The 15,578-nt window shown below is 32.6% G+C and carries 9 protein-coding genes; 4 read left to right on the top strand and 5 right to left on the bottom strand.

Annotated features, from left to right (window positions below):
• Positions 1-2 precede the first annotated feature (2 nt).
• The 3 genes from CA_RS17435 to CA_RS17425 all read left to right on the top strand — a co-directional run bounded on the left by CA_RS17435 (position 3) and on the right by CA_RS17425 (position 8,470).
• A complete protein-coding gene (locus CA_RS17435; protein ID WP_010966660.1) occupies positions 3-1,115 on the top strand; it encodes a response regulator in 1,113 nt (370 codons plus the stop codon).
• 206 nt (positions 1,116-1,321) lie between these two features.
• Positions 1,322-7,141: an S-layer protein gene (locus CA_RS17430; RefSeq protein WP_010966659.1), complete on the top strand. Its 5,820-nt coding sequence runs from the start codon at positions 1,322-1,324 to the stop codon at positions 7,139-7,141.
• Between the two features lie 180 nt (positions 7,142-7,321).
• Positions 7,322-8,470, top strand: coding sequence for a methyl-accepting chemotaxis protein (locus tag CA_RS17425; protein ID WP_010966658.1), 1,149 nt, complete (start codon positions 7,322-7,324; stop codon positions 8,468-8,470).
• A 75-nt stretch (positions 8,471-8,545) separates the two neighbouring features.
• Here CA_RS17425 and CA_RS17420 read toward each other — a convergent pair whose 3' ends face one another.
• The 5 genes from CA_RS17420 to CA_RS17400 form a co-directional block, all read right to left on the bottom strand.
• Positions 8,546-9,784 carry a right-handed parallel beta-helix repeat-containing protein gene (locus CA_RS17420; protein ID WP_010966657.1) on the bottom strand — a complete coding sequence of 413 codons (1,239 nt, stop codon included), beginning with the start codon at positions 9,782-9,784 and terminating at the stop codon, positions 8,546-8,548.
• 154 nt (positions 9,785-9,938) lie between these two features.
• Positions 9,939-10,919: a WYL domain-containing protein gene (locus tag CA_RS17415; protein WP_010966656.1), complete on the bottom strand. Its 981-nt coding sequence runs from the start codon at positions 10,917-10,919 to the stop codon at positions 9,939-9,941.
• Positions 10,919-12,160: a WYL domain-containing protein gene (locus CA_RS17410; protein ID WP_010966655.1), complete on the bottom strand. Its 1,242-nt coding sequence runs from the start codon at positions 12,158-12,160 to the stop codon at positions 10,919-10,921. Before CA_RS17410 ends, CA_RS17415 begins: the two co-directional genes overlap by 1 nt.
• A 59-nt stretch (positions 12,161-12,219) precedes the next feature.
• Positions 12,220-12,834, bottom strand: coding sequence for a peptide chain release factor H (gene prfH / locus CA_RS17405; protein WP_010966654.1), 615 nt, complete (start codon positions 12,832-12,834; stop codon positions 12,220-12,222).
• A 2-nt stretch (positions 12,835-12,836) separates the two neighbouring features.
• Positions 12,837-13,874: an RNA ligase RtcB family protein gene (locus tag CA_RS17400; protein WP_010966653.1), complete on the bottom strand. Its 1,038-nt coding sequence runs from the start codon at positions 13,872-13,874 to the stop codon at positions 12,837-12,839.
• A 282-nt stretch (positions 13,875-14,156) separates the two neighbouring features.
• Here CA_RS17400 and CA_RS17395 point away from each other — a divergent pair, with 282 nt between their 5' ends.
• The gene (locus CA_RS17395; protein ID WP_013913616.1) at positions 14,157-15,389 is read left to right on the top strand and encodes an RtcB family protein; all 1,233 of its coding nucleotides are present in this window, start codon (positions 14,157-14,159) and stop codon (positions 15,387-15,389) included.
• Positions 15,390-15,578: the final 189 nt, after the last annotated feature.

The following is a 15,578-nucleotide window of genomic DNA, read 5'->3' as shown; positions in this document are numbered from 1 at the left end:
TTATGAAGGTTATTATTGTTGATGATGATAAGGCAATGTTTTTAATTTTAAAGAAAATGCTTAGTAAGATACATAACGTGGAGGTTATTGGGACATTTGATAGACTTTCTACAACTATGGAGTTTCTAGAAAATAATGAAGTGGATTTAGCTTTCCTAGATATAAAGATATCAGGAGATAATGGAATAGATTTAGCGAAACAGATTGTTAATTTAAAAAAACAAATAAACATTGTATTTATATCATCTCACAAAGAATTTGCACTGGATTCTTTTGATGTTTTTCCCTTAGATTATATAGTAAAACCTGTAAGCCAAGAAAAATTAGAAAGAGCTATAGATAGAGCAAGTAAGGTGATTATAAAAAGTGGTGAAGAAGAATATAAGGCATTTATTTATTGCTTTGGCGGATTAGAGGTGAGGGGAAGGAACAATGAATCTGTAAAATGGATATCAACTAAAAGTATGGAGCTATTTTCGTATCTTGTAATTAATAGTGGTAGAAGTATCTCGAGGGGAAGAGTGATAAAGGACATATTTGAAGAGATGGAATTGAAAGATGTTGAGAGTTATTTGAATACTATAGTATATCAGCTAAGAAAAGCTTTAAGCCCTCTAGGACTAAAAAAAATAATTACATTTGATTCTCAAGGGTATTCATTTGACTTTAAAGATGTTTACGTAGATTACATTGATTTTATAAGCGGAGTAGAATCTATAAAAGAGATCAACAAAGATAATATAGATAGAGCTAAACAATTAGTTTATCTCTATAAAGGAGATCTTTTTGATGATAAAGAATACATATGGGCGGTTGGAGAGAAAGAGTATGCATCTAATTTATACAGTAAGTTTCTTGGAAAAGTGTGTAGTTGGTATTTAGAAAACGATCTTATAAATGATGCTTATAGCATGGGGAAAAAATTGATTCAATACAATGAATTGGACAGTGAAGTAAATAAAATTTTTATGAACATATTGGCAGCAAGAAGAGATAAGATATCACTAAATAAACATTATGAAAGATATGCCAAAGTACTTTTTAGGGAATTAGGTGTAAAGGTGGAGGATTCTGTAGAGGAGCTTTACAGAAAATTAATAAAAGTTTTACGATAATTTATATTGAAATAATTGTAAGATGTAAAATAAGAAGCTTTAATCCAAGAAGATTGTAGGATTAAGGCTTTATTTTTTATTAAGTTCTTTCATTATTCTTTCATTGTGGTTTTATTATTCTTTCATTGAAGATATGTATAATTAAATAAAAACAATTATCAATTAAATAACTATAAATATACAAACATAAAGGAAGAGGTGGAGTAATGTCGAGGAAGGATAAGAGGGTAGTATCTTTTTTAGTTATGTTTTTCATGATTGCTGGTTTTGTAGTGAACATGAAAGATATTGCTAACGCATCACCGCAAAGTACAAAGCCTATAGAGGTTGTACTTGCAGCCGATGCAGTAAGTAATAATTTAGATTTAACAGGTTTTTCAGATGCCTTAAAGGCGGATTTAAGTTCTAGATATGGTATTTCCTCAAGCAGAGTATTTGTAAGTTCAGTGGATTCCACAATTAATTCAAATATAAACAGCTTTCCGTGGAAGAGGTTTGATCATACAAATACTAATGCAACTGTAAACGATGCGGACAACTATGTCGTTCAGTATACTGACCCAAATGTAACAAACATAACAAACACACATATTCAAATAGCTGGGGATGGTAAATCAGTAACATTCCTAGGATATGGAATACCAGCATTTAAAGATTTTTTAATTACACCTAATTACAATGCAAATAACAAGGTTTTTAACTTTACTCTTGATGAAGGATCTGTTGACTACCACACACTTGATGGAGCAGGATTCCTATTTGGAAGTAAATATACCTATGATTCTTCAGGAAATAGAAGATTATCGGGTTATGCAGCATTAATGGGTTCAAGTGTGGCAGGAATATATGAATTTAAGAATATAGATGTATCACTATTTACTCAAGAAACGAGCCAAACTGTTGTAGGAAGTGTAACAACATTAAATGCACCAGTAAACTTATGGGGTGGAACTGTAACCTTGCTTTCTAAAACTAGTAAACCAGCATCAGTTGGAGGACTTAGATATTTAAAGCTTGTTGCATCACCAACATCAGCATCTCTATATCAATTTACTGATGGAACCTATAATACTACATCATCAGCTATATTTACAAACGTAGCTCTTCCAGATACATTTGGAGAATTTGGTTTCGGACCTATTGCTTCATATCAAGCTCATAACTGCGGAATACAAACAAGGGTTACTTACAGTAATATAACTATGCAAGAAGATACCTCTGTTGGTTTTGCAGACTTAGTTAGAAGTACAAATTGGAAGTACAATGATTCTATGAAATTAGTTGTAAATGTTGATAATGATGGAGTAAGTGATTTTAATAATTATGCTAAGTACAGTTCAATTCTTTATTACATGATGCTAAACAATTCGCATTATGTTGGATGGGGAATTAATAACAGTATAAGTGGAGGAACAGTAGAATCAGAGGCAAATGGCTTTATTTCAAGAAATAATAGTAGAGGAACCTTTATAAACAGAAGTAATGCTTCTACAGACAGTTTAAGTGAAGGTGTTGCAGCTATTTCTGATTATATAGCAGGAAAAATAGACAGTGAAAGTACAATTGATAAACCTAATCTATCAACAGTGTTCAATGGAAATGGTCAAGTTACAGTAAGCACTCCGGATACAACAACTTCTAATGGAAATCCAATAGCAGATTACAGCTGGAGAGTATTAAATGTAGTGACTGGTGTTTGGGAGGATAAGGGAAATGCAAGAACCACAGCCTTAACATTTCCACAAGGAACTTATAGTATAGTTAATCTTAGAATAAAGGATAGCGTCACCGGACAGTGGAGTAATTATGCCAGCTCATATGTTGCAACTGTTGCGAATATAGCTCCAGTGTCACAGTTTAACCTTAGTACAAGTGCTTTAATGCCAGACACAGCAGTAGCAGCACTTAGAACTGGAACTCAGGTTACAGCAACTGATATGTCATATATACCTAATGGAGATAATATAGCAAATTGGGAATGGACCGTATACGATTCTGTATTGCAGCCGATATCAGCACTTACTAAAACTTATTCTAGTTCAAACAAGCCTTCTAATGTAACATTTGATTTTAATGGACTTGGAAGTGGAAGTTATACTATAAAATTAAGAACTCAAAATGCAAATGGTGATTGGTCTTCTTATTATAGTCAAAAATTAACTATATACAAGGAAACAAATACTATATCAATAACAACTACAGAAAATACAACAGGCACTAACTTGTATTCTGGTACAAAAAATGTTCCATATAGCATAGTGTCTTCAGGAAGTAATATTACTTCTTATAGAACTATTAGAATTTTTAAGGGACAGCTTATTAAAAGTGATTGGAAAAAAGTAAATGCTCTTAATGTATCAGATAATGCAAGTTTAACAGGTGAAGTAGCAGATTTATATGTTCAAGCATTGGATGCTTCGGGTAATAGTAAGAGCGCATTTGTTGGAAGTTATACTATAAGTGCAAATGTTTCAATGTACTATGTAGGTACTACCGACCCTTATGTAAATAATACGCCAACTAATAAGGACATTACTTTTACATTCCCAAGTGATAGTTTGCAGTATTCTACAGATAACGGCCAAACTTGGGAGGATATGCACTCACCAATGACTGTATCTACTGGTGGAAAGTATATCTTCAGAGGATATGGAGATTCAGATGCTAGTCATTATGTAACGAAGGATATAAATATTAATAAAGTATTTAATGGAAGTGCAAAAAATATTGATGACGGAGGAAAGTATAGAGGCGATGTAACTATAGATACCACTAACTTCCCTAATGCAATTATATCAGTAGATAATGGAACTGAAGTACCATATGGAAACAATACAACACTTAGTGATGATGGAAACTACAAGTTAACAGGAACTGATATTTATGGCAACACAAAAACATACAACTTTATTATAGATAAGGTATTACCAACTATTAATGTTACAGGAAATTCAACACAGTGGACAAAAAATGATGTTGTTTTAAATGTATCAAAGACTGCAGGAGCTTCTGGTGTTTCAAAAGTAACAGTTATAAAGGATAATGGAACTCCAGTTGATATTACAGAAAACTCTTCATATACAGTTGGCGAAAATGGTAACTATATTTTCACAGTTATAAACGGTGCGGGTGCAAGTGCTTCTACTGTAGTAAATGTGGATAAAATAGATAAAGTTAAACCATCTGTAGCAGTAAGCAGTATGAAGATAGGAGAACAGGATTACAATTACTCAGCTACAGTTCCAGCTGAAAAGGATGTAACTGTAAATCTTCAAAATCCTAATAATGTAGCTTCAGGAGTTAAATACTATTATTCAACAAACGGAACAGATTGGAATCCGATTGAAGGTACAAGTTATACAGTAACAAGTACAGGAAATGCTACTGTTAATTATAAGTTTAAAGCAGTAAGTAATTCAGGAGTTGAAAGTGATGTTTTACAGAAGGATGTATACATCATAAAACCAAACTATACTAACAATATTGTAAATACTGCAACTACATCAAATGGTGCTGACTACAATGGACAATGGACAAATAAGGATATTAACTTTGTTTTAAGTGGTGGAATTAGTGAAGCTGCATTTGTTAAATATCAATACTCAACAGATCCATCTGATGAAGCAAGTTGGAAGGATATGCAGGGTGCTAATTTTAACGAATTAACAGTGTCAAAGGATCAAGATGCAAAATACTATTTTAGAGCAGTATCTAAAGGTGGAAGTTATGGTTCAGTAACTAGTGGAGCTGAATTAAAACTTGATAAGACTATACCAACAGCTATGACAGTTGCTCTTAAAGAAAATAAATTTACAGAGTTTTTAAATACTATTAGCTTTAACCTATTCTTCAAAGATACCTTAGATGTTAATATATATGCAAATAATGATATAAGTGGAATTGACCATTATGATTATCAAGTAGTTGAAGATGGTACAGGTGATGCTTACAGCGAAAATGGACCATGGAAAACTTACTCAGAGCTTAAATTAAGCCGTCAGTTTAAAGGCGTAGTTTATGCAAGAGCTATTGATAAAGCAGGAAATATATCAAAGGTTGTATCATCAGATGGCTTTATAGTTGATAACAACAAAGCAACAGCTCCTAAAATAACTGCAACAGCAGGAGACAAGACTTATAATAGTAGCTGGACAGCTTCTGATATAAATATAGTTTTATCAAATTCTACAGCATTTTCAGATATAGCAGGATATCAATACAAAGCTGGTAGCAATGGTACTTGGACTGATATGCCATTATCATCAGATGGTACATTAAAGGATAAAATAACAATCAATCAAAATACAAACAAGCTTTACTATTTTAGAGCAGTTAGTAAGTCTGGTGTTTACGGAGAAGAGAATTCTCTTATGATAAGACGTGACGCATTGGCTCCTTCTACTAAGGTTGATGTTACAGGAGCAGTAAACAGTTGGACTAGCAAATCAGTTAAGTTCGATGTTTCAAATGCCAATGATAACAATATAGCTCCAATAAGCTATTACATTAAAATTGGATCAGGTGATTGGAATAAGATGGATTCAACAACTTATACCTTCAACAATGAGATTAATTCAGCAGTTCAGTTTAAAGCTGTATCAGATGCAGGAGTGGAGAATGTTTCAAACACAATTTACAATGTTATGATTGATAAAACAACTCCTACTATTACTGGAGCGGCACAAAATGGAAGCTACAGTATAGGAAGGGTTATAGGTTACAATGATAATTTTGGACAAATTGAAACTGCAACTTACAAGAAGAACAACGGAGCTGCTCAAAACTTAACCTCAGGAAGTCAGTTAACAACACCTGGAGCTTACAGTCTTGAAGTAGTGGATAAGTCAGGAAATAGAAGTGTACTTAACTTTACTTTAAAAGCATTGCCAAGTGTAAATGATGTTCTATATACTAGTGACAGTAAAAATGCTATTGATGCTATTAGAAATGAATTAAACACTCATAATGATCTTAAAGAGCCATATGCATCTCAGATAAAAGCGAGTGTAAAAGCCCTTGAAGACAGATATGCAGCTCTTGAGAAAGAAGTTATGTCATTAAAAGATCAAACTTCTAACATTGTTAAGACAGTAGACAGCTTGCCTAATGGTAAAGATGGCATAATAGCTTTAGAGAACAAAATGAAGAGCGTATATGATAAAATAGCAGGAGGAAGCTCAACATTAACAAATGAGCAGTATGCTAAGCTTATAAATGAAAGCTTATATCTAAAGGACAAACTAAATGCTATAAAAGCTTTAAAGGATCAAGTTGCAAGGGTTGAAGCTGCAATAAAGGCTTTACCAGCAAAGGGAAGTGTTAAGAAGGCGGATGTTTCAAAAATCAAAGCAGTAAATGATTCTTACAATGCACTAAATAAAGAGCAAAAAGCGCTAGTTAATCCTGATTTGGTAAAGAAATTAAATGATGTGGTTGATGAAGCTAGTAAGCTTTTATTACACAACTCACCTAATGGAATCACAGTAACAGGAGTTGATGGAACTAAGTTCTCACCAGACACCGTTTTGGTTGTAGACCCAATTAAAGAAGAAGGTAACCAAACTGAATTTAATTCTTCAGCTGATTATGTTAAAAAAGCAACTTTAACTAATGATAAACTAAAAGGTAAGGAATTAGTTGCCTTATATGATGTTTCAATATTAAAAAATAATGTAAAAATTCAGCCTGATGGAAAGGTTCAAGTTAAAATAAAAATACCTGCAGAATTAGGCAAGAGAATAAATTTAGACATTGTTCACATAGCGGACAATGGAAAGGTAACAAGTATGGATGCAAAAAGTGATGGTGAATATTTAACATTTATAACTACTCACTTTAGTAAATATGGAATTGTAGCAACAGATACTTGCTGGTTTGGAATTTGTAGAGCATTTGGAATTTATAAAGCTACAGGTGGAGTATGCTATGATTGGGCATTCATATTAGGAGCATTGGTAATAGTTTCAGGTATGGGATTTGGTTACTACAGATATAAAAAAAGAGATGACGGTGTAGAGGAAAATTAATATAAGTAATATAAAAAGAAGAGTGCAGATGATTTTATCTGCACTCTTTTCTTTTTATAGGAAAGGAACTATAAGACAAAACAGAAAAAAGACGATAATAGTAGAAAAAGATACTATAATGTTGAAAAATACTAAGTGGGTATAAAAGTGTAGAGACAAGAGAATGGAGAGGATTATAACATGATTAAAGTATCAGAGTTAGATGGTTTTAAGGCAGCATGTGAGCTGCAGATTAACCAGATGGAGGAAGGAGCTGTTTATGTCATAGTTGATGGCGATACAGTAACCTGGAAGCTCTCGTCAGAGAAATTTGATATAGAAGATTTGTATATTGGAGCTAAAGTGCTTGATGATGGAGCAGAGCGCACATGTATAAAAGAAAAAAGAACTGTTACAGTGGAAGTGCATGATAAAAAGAATGGAATAAATGCAAAAGGAACAGCAACACCTGTTATAAATGAAGAGGGTGAAATAGTTGGAGCTGTTAGCGTGATACTACCTGCTATACCGCCTTTAATGAGTAGTTTTCAGCATTTTGCACCTATTATGGCGGAGATGTTTCCAGAAGGAGTGGTTTTGTACACATCAGATTTTGAAAAGATTGTAGAGAGGCAAGGATCTAAAAAATTTGATGTGAGAAGTATACAAGTTGGTGATAAGCTTACACCGGACAGTACTGGTTTGGAAGCTATGAGAACTAATAAACTTGTAATGAGAGAAGATGATGGAAGCGTATTTGGCATTCCAGTAGTAATAGTAAGCTATCCTGTTTTTAGGAAAGATAGTTCAAAGGTTGTTGGATCTTTCGGAATTATTATCCCAAAAGCTTCTGCTAAAAAGGTAAAGGATGCATCAAGAGATTTAAATGAAGGTTTAGTATCAATTGAAGCAGCGGCGCAAGAACTTGCGGCTACTTCGTCACAAATTAATACAAGTGAAATGGAGTTAAGTGAAGACATAAAAAGAATTTATGAACTTTCAGAGGGCATTGAAAAGATTTCTGAGGTTATTAGTGACATATCTGCTCAAACAAATATACTAGGAATAAATGCTTCTATTGAGGCGGCAAGATCAGGAGAAGCTGGAAGGGGCTTCGGTATTGTAGCTAAAGAGATAAGAACTCTTTCAACACAAACAAAGGATACAGTTATTAAGATAAAAGAATTTACACAAAATATTAAAGAAGCAGTTGAAGAGACAAATAATAGAAGTGATAAAACATTGGCATCAAGTCAAGAACAAACCGCAGCCACAGAAGAAATTACATCAAGTATAGAAGCGCTTACTAATTTATCTCAAAGTTTAACTGATATATCAGATAATCTATAAAAAATAGTCTGTATAAATTTCATTAAAGTGATTTAAATGAAATTTATACGGACTATCTTTTTTCTAATGAGGGAATTAAAAGCAGCCTAAACCGGCAAGGTGACTACCACTAGTTAGATGCATAAACGTAATTAAAGGTAAAGCACCATTAGTACCTCTAGGACTTGAAAGTTGATTCACGTCTAAGCTCTGAAAATCTGAGGAAGAAACTACAATACCATTCTTATTCCATGAATTGTTGCTTACATTTTGACTAGGCAAATTGGAATTCTTAATAGCATTTCCACCATAGGTCAGATTATAATGAACTATTTCTCTTGTTCCCGGAATGTCTATTGAATTATTTCTACTAATCCTTTCTAACATATCGAAATTACCGGCTTTATTGTTGTAAGCCGAGTTATAAGTCCAAGTTGCAGATTGCCCGGGTTGATGATTAGCATAAAAGCCATGAGCATTATTATTAGCTGATAAACAATATTTAACAGTATGTATAGGAACCTTATTAGGAGGTGCCCCGGCACCATAACCACCTATCTTAAAGCCATTTGAATCGCCACCAGCATTCATATTAAAAGCCCAGCAGTGATCGAAAGTGTTAGCTCCATTTGAAGTAAGACAATCAAAACCATCGTCACTGTTATGCCATGCACGGCAATATGAAAATGTAACGCCATCGCCATGAGCGCCAAAGCCGTCAGTATTTCCGATTGAATTTTTAGTAGGACCAATGTTATTATAGGAGTCGCATTTTATGCAGCTTCCGGTACCATGATTAACAAAATAAAATCCGTTTGCTTCATTATCGTGGCAAACTACCTGATTTAAAGTTGCATTTCCTTCTACCCTAAAGCATTCAGATTGCTTTTGAGTGCCTACTTTTACCCCTGTTACTTGAAAAGATAGAAAAGTTACATTAGATACACCAGGTTCTATTAGGAAAGCTGCTATTCTTTTTGAGGGTAATACCTTTGAAAAATCAAAAATAGGAATATTTTTTGAAGAATATGCTCTATAAGTGATTCCGCTTTTAGTAATGTTATTAACGTAATTGTAATTAGCATCTGACTTTGTAATATTGAATTTTGTATAGGTTCCACCTAAAATATATACGGTGTCGCCATAATTAGCTTTTTCTTGAGCTTTTGATATAGTTAAAAAAGGTGAACTTATAGTGCCAGGGTTATTGTCATTTCCATTTGGTGAGATGTAAAAGCTAGAGGCATAAGCTGTAGTTGCTAGAGAAAACACAGAAGCTAAGCTTATTCCCATAAAGGTAGATATAAGAAATAGCTTTTTAGTTAAGTATTTCATATTAGTTCCTCCTTTGATTGGTAAACGCATAATATTAAATTATAAAAATATTATACAACCTATACAAGTAAGAGTAAAATGTTACTATAAGAAGAAATTGCTATATAAGGTTGATTAAATAGCGAAATCGATGTTAAATAAAAGCCTTACTTAATCAGTCTGCGATATTTATAAGTTCTAATTGCTTTTTTAATCTTTTTGTTAAGGAATTCAAGAATTTTTCAGGACCTAATACCTTTATAACAGGGCCGAAGGACAAAATACGTATTAAAAGCTCTGTTTCATCATTCTTATTATAATAAATATGGGTTATGTATTTATTAGATGTTTTGTTGTACTCTGTGTATTTTTCAAAATCTGAAAAGTTTAACATACACCGTTCAAGGGCATTACGCTCATTAGATATTTCTATTACAACAGGTTCTGTACATCTAGTAATTTTTTCGTAAATTGAGGTGTCCAAATAAAAGTTTAAGGTTGATTTGTAAAGTTTAACTGAAGATATCCTTCCTATATTTATAACTTGAGGAGTTAAACTTTTTCTAGCATTAATGCTAAAGCAATGTAATCTAAATTTGTCATCCTTGCTTGAATACTCTATCTTAATAGGAAAGAAGTTACCATTTGTATGAATACCTCTACCACTTTTAAAAGAAACTGTTATAGCTTTTTTATTTTTTAATGCGTTTAATATGAAACGAAAATTGTCTATGTAAATAGGGTCGTTATAATTATCACCGTCTGAAAAAATGTCAAAGTAATAAAAATCATTTATATCAAATAGTGGCTCAACGTCGGATAAGCTTTTATATAAAGTTTCAAGTTCAGCCTTATCTAAAAATAGCTTTATTCTTTTATCATGGAGGATAGATTTAAGCCATGACTTTTGAAGTTTAGTTACTGGGTTTTTAATGGAACTATTTAGCTTTGATATGTACTTATCGTTATCTTTTCTTAATAAGTTCCAATCACCAGTTAATAATTTTGGAAGGATATGAAAGGAACTTTCACTGAAAGCATTATCATCAATAAATTTTTTTATAGCCTCTTTTGAAATAGGTGTTTCGATGCAGCTATTTACGATTTGTGTAACAGCATTATAATAGCAACTATAAATTTCGGAAAATAATTCCATTAGTTACCCTCCTTATTTAAGTACATTTCCTTTAGTTTTTGCATATCATTAAAAAATCTCGCATCTACAAAGTTTTCTCCGCTTTCTATTGATATGATTCTTCCTATAAAGCTTTTAATCCATGACATTAATTCATTTGGGTCAAAAACCTCCTTTGAGTATAAATAAGTATTCTTTTTAAGTCTTTTTAAAGTGCCATCACGGCCTTCTTTATTTATACGATTAATGATGTAGGTCTCTGTTTTTTCGTTAATATATAGTGTTGCTTTAAATACTTTTTTTCTAGAGTTGTTTCCAAAGGATACTCCCCAACATTTGTCTAAGTTATTTTTAAGGTTTTCTTTTAAAAAATCATAGTTATTACATTTATCAAGCAGCTTGACTGATTTTATATAGTCTAGTCTGTGATTTACAAAGCGGTTTCTTTTGGCGTTGTATATATTCAAATAACGGCGGCCGGTTTGAGTACTAACAAATATCTTTAAAGGTATTCCTAAAATTACAGCTTTATTTGGATTTTTTGGGCTCTCAACAATGAAAGAAATTTCTCTTTTTTCTTTTATTGCACTTAGAATTTCAAAAAGAATTTTATCTTCTAAGGTGTGAGCAATAAAATGGTGCTTAAAGCGGAAAATATCATTCTTTTTATTCTCATTTTGGAGTATATAGCTGCCTATGACACCAAAGGGGGCTGTTTCTTGATAATATTTTAAACAGTCTAACAAGCTGTTATTGCTTGACGTTAAATCATTAAAATAGGAATTGTTCAGTGAGTAATATAAGGTTTTTCCAAGCTTAGTGGAAATTAAAATACCTTCCTTTACGTATTCGTTGGCTTTATTTCGGACGGTTTGAAGTTCAAAGATTGTCCCATAATTAATTGAAATTTCATCAGTTAGTTGCTTTATGCTAAGCTTGTCTCTATTATTTAATAAATCCAATAAGTAAAAATGAAGCATTATGTCATTATCAGTAAAGCTTTTGGCCTTCCACACGCTGTATAGTGGATTATGACTTATAGTTGAACTGTTAACTGAAATGAAGGCGTTTTTTTCACCAAAGGAGGAGTTATAACTAACGTATTTTTCAAAATAGCTTTCAATTCTCCTTTTTTCGTTGTCATAGGTTCTAAGGCTTTTTCTAGTAAAGTCATTTCTGGATTTAAAGCCGTATATATAAAAGTCTCTTACATAGTCTCTTATTTTATCAAAGTTCTTAATTGTTTCAGAAAAATTTTTCATATGTTTACCTCACACTATAAAATGGGGCATTGCAAAAGCTGCAAGCCCCATGATTAAATCTAAGAATTTAGTTCCTTGTAAGTATATACGTTAACTGGATTGCCACGAACTATATTTATTCCAGCAGTCCATCTTTCACTGCGATTTCTTTTGCGCCTCTCATCTGATAATTTCTTAAGTTCAATGATTAATCTAGCCTTTGCAAGTTTTATATTTGCAAACTGACTTCTTTCTTCGCTTGAGTTCACAACTATACCGGTCTTTTTATGAGTTATTCTTACAGCGGTTTCAGTTTTGTTAACGTGTTGTCCACCTTTACCACTGCTTCGCATTTTTTCAATAATAATATCCTTATCGTTTAGGTCCTCGTTAGTTTCATAACTAAAAGAATTAACAGCTATAAACCAATTTTTTCTCCTGTGATTTTTTCTGTATTCGCTTTCCCAAATAAGAAGATGAGTTCCCGTAATTGAGCTAGCATACGTCTTAGCACCTTCTCCACTAAGCTTTAAAAATACAGATTTAAGAGTGCCGATTTTTTCACCAGGTACAAAGTCTAAAACTTCAATTTTTATATTTCTATATTTGCATTCTTTTTTTACTAAGTTTAAAAATAAGTATACGAATCTACAGCTTTCAACAGGCCCTGTGCCTGCACTAATTTGTAGCCACATACCTAATCCTTATAGGTAATTAAAGGCTTTAGCCTTGCAACTACCTTTATTAAATTAAAGGATAAAAGATCATCTATTACTCTATCTATGTTTTTGTAAGCCTCTGGAGCTTCCTCGTATACTAAATTTGTGTTACTGCAAATAAGATTATAGGAAAAGCTTCTGTTTCGTATAGCTTTCTTTGAAAATTTGCCTTGGAGCTTTTCTTTACAACCACTTCTTTTCCACTTTCTGCCTGCACCGTGAGCTATTGAAAAGCCTGTTTCAAGGGAAGAGTTTATAGGCTTAACTATATATGAATAATCACCTCTAGAGCCAGCTATAACTACATATTTATTAAGAGCTGTAGCAGCACCTTTTCTGTGAATTATATAATCTTCTCTTAATTCTAAACCATTGTGTATAGCCTCTATTTTTAGGTCAAAAGCTTTTAAGTTTAATAATTGGCATAGATTTTTTGCTATAAGCTGTCTATTTTCTTTTGCGAAAACTACAGCCTTTTTATAGTCTGAAATATAGTTATTAAAACCCTCGCTGTTTACTGCAAGTCCATTTTGACAGGAATAATAATCTATATATTTCCTTAAAATTTCTTCACCAAGCCCTCTGCTGCCACTGTGTACAAGAAGATAGACTTTGTTTTTATCAAAATTTGTTGTTTCACTTTCATCAAGAATTTTATCTACAAGGGTAAACTCTGCAAAGTGATTTCCTCCACCTATAGTTCCAAGATTAAAATCTTTTTTAATTTCGTTTTTAAGATCACTATTTTGAAGGGTTTTCATTACCTTTTCTACTTTGAATTTTCTTTTAAGTTCAGAGGTTTCAAACAAGCTTATGGAACATCCAATATCATTTCCTATAAGATGAGGATATATAACATCCTTTGTAATAATTGAAATACCTATGGGTGTTTTTCCAGGGTGAAGGTCAGGATAGCCTATAACATTTTCTACACCTTTTAAACTAGCTAGTTTCTTTACCTGCTCAACAGCAGAACCTTCAATCCAGGATTTTTCGGTTCTTAAGATTTTATACATAATAATATTCTCTCCTTGTTTATATAAAGTAACCTATTGAGAGAACATTTAATATTCATACTAAACTTCTCTCACCATTAAATTTTCCATCATAATAATCACAACCTTTGCTAATTAATAAGATTATTTTAACAATTTATAAAAGTAAAAGCAACAAACAAGTAATTATGTTATAAGCTAATCTAAAGAATTAAGTTCGCAACTTTTTTTAAATGAAAGCTTTTTATAATCATGCTAAGATATAAAGCGTAGCAAGACAAGCAACAAAAAAGGAGTGATTATATGTTTGTTATTTGCAGTGAAAAAACAAAAAAACCAATAAGGATATGGCTTAAGGATGAAGAGGATATAGAGGAAAGCTGTCTTATGCAGGCATATAACTTATCACAGCTTCCTTTTATACATAAATGGGTATCCCTTATGCCAGACACACATACGGGAAAGGGAATGCCAATAGGTGGAGTTATTGCAACTGAAGGCGTTATAATTCCAAATGCAGTAGGTGTAGATATAGGTTGTGGAATGGATTTTGTAGCAACCAACATAAACATATCAGAAATAAAAGATATTAAGACTTCAAATGGATCTCTAATTCAAGGAATGGTTGGAGATATACTAAGAAATATACCTGTTTCCTTTAAACATCATAGGGAAGCACAAGCGTGTATCACCTTAGATAAGGCTAAAGAGGAAATCAATAAGTATGAAAAAGACACTCAGCTATTAGAGCAAATTGAAGGAGGGTACTTTCAAGCAGGAACTCTTGGCGGGGGAAATCACTTTATTGAGCTTCAAGAAGATGAATTAGGTAAGCTTTGCATAATGATTCATTCTGGAAGCCGTAATTTTGGAAAACAAGTTTGTGATTACTTTAATAACATTGCAAGAGAGCTAAATGAAAAGTGGAAATCTTCCGTACCTCAAGAATTCAGACTAGCTTTTTTGCCTACTGATACGGATAAGGGAAAAAGGTATATAAACTGGATGAACTTGGCTCTTGATTTTGCTTATGAAAATAGAGCTAAAATGATGGACAATGTTAAAAGCATAATAGAAAAGTGGCTTAATAAGTACACTGATTTAAATATAGAGTATACAGAAGAAATTAATTGTCATCATAACTATGCTAGGCTTGAAAATCACTATGGAAAAAATGTATGGGTCCATAGAAAAGGTGCAACAAGTGCAAGAGAGGGAGAGCTTGCTGTAATACCAGGAGCTATGGGTTCTTTTAGTTATGTTGTAGAAGGTAAAGGTAATAAGGAAAGCTTCTGTTCTTCTTCTCATGGTGCAGGTAGAAGATATTCAAGAAAAGCTGCAATGAATAACTTTACAGTAGAAGAGGTAATGAAGGATCTTAAGACTAGAAATGTTATTTTAGGAAAAGGAAAAAAGAAAGACATTCCAGAAGAAAGTAGATTTGCCTATAAAAACATAGATGAAGTTATGCTTAATCAAACTGATTTAGTTAAGCCGATAAAAAAGCTTAAAACAATTGGAGTGGTTAAGGGGTAAGTATATATAAGCTAAGGCTTTTTATATAAAGGCGTTATTTTTTGCAGAAGCTTTAAGGGCTTTGCGGTGCTAAGGGCAGTGCCATATTAGTATGCCAAAATAATGTCAGGGTAATGTGTCAGGAGTTCAAATCTCTTACTGAGGTGACTCAGTTAGCTCAGCTGGTAGAGCAATTACAGATTTAAATGA

It is taken from the genome of Clostridium acetobutylicum ATCC 824 (assembly GCF_000008765.1).
Lineage (GTDB): Bacteria > Bacillota > Clostridia > Clostridiales > Clostridiaceae > Clostridium_S > Clostridium_S acetobutylicum.
The sequence above is the reverse complement of the archived record's forward strand: the minus strand, read 5'-3'. Positions and strand labels throughout refer to the sequence as shown.

Excerpts from the sequence above, each read along its gene's own strand:
- CA_RS17395 (WP_013913616.1), top strand. The coding sequence starts at position 14,157 with ATGTTTGTTATTTGCAGTGAAAAAACAAAAAAACCAATAAGGATATGG.
- CA_RS17410 (WP_010966655.1), bottom strand. The coding sequence starts at position 12,160 with ATGAAAAATTTTTCTGAAACAATTAAGAACTTTGATAAAATAAGAGAC.
- CA_RS17425 (WP_010966658.1), top strand. The coding sequence starts at position 7,322 with ATGATTAAAGTATCAGAGTTAGATGGTTTTAAGGCAGCATGTGAGCTG.
- CA_RS17435 (WP_010966660.1), top strand. The coding sequence starts at position 3 with ATGAAGGTTATTATTGTTGATGATGATAAGGCAATGTTTTTAATTTTA.
- CA_RS17420 (WP_010966657.1), bottom strand. The coding sequence starts at position 9,784 with ATGAAATACTTAACTAAAAAGCTATTTCTTATATCTACCTTTATGGGA.
- CA_RS17430 (WP_010966659.1), top strand. The coding sequence starts at position 1,322 with ATGTCGAGGAAGGATAAGAGGGTAGTATCTTTTTTAGTTATGTTTTTC.
- prfH (WP_010966654.1), bottom strand. The coding sequence starts at position 12,834 with ATGTGGCTACAAATTAGTGCAGGCACAGGGCCTGTTGAAAGCTGTAGA.
- CA_RS17400 (WP_010966653.1), bottom strand. The coding sequence starts at position 13,874 with ATGTATAAAATCTTAAGAACCGAAAAATCCTGGATTGAAGGTTCTGCT.
- CA_RS17415 (WP_010966656.1), bottom strand. The coding sequence starts at position 10,919 with ATGGAATTATTTTCCGAAATTTATAGTTGCTATTATAATGCTGTTACA.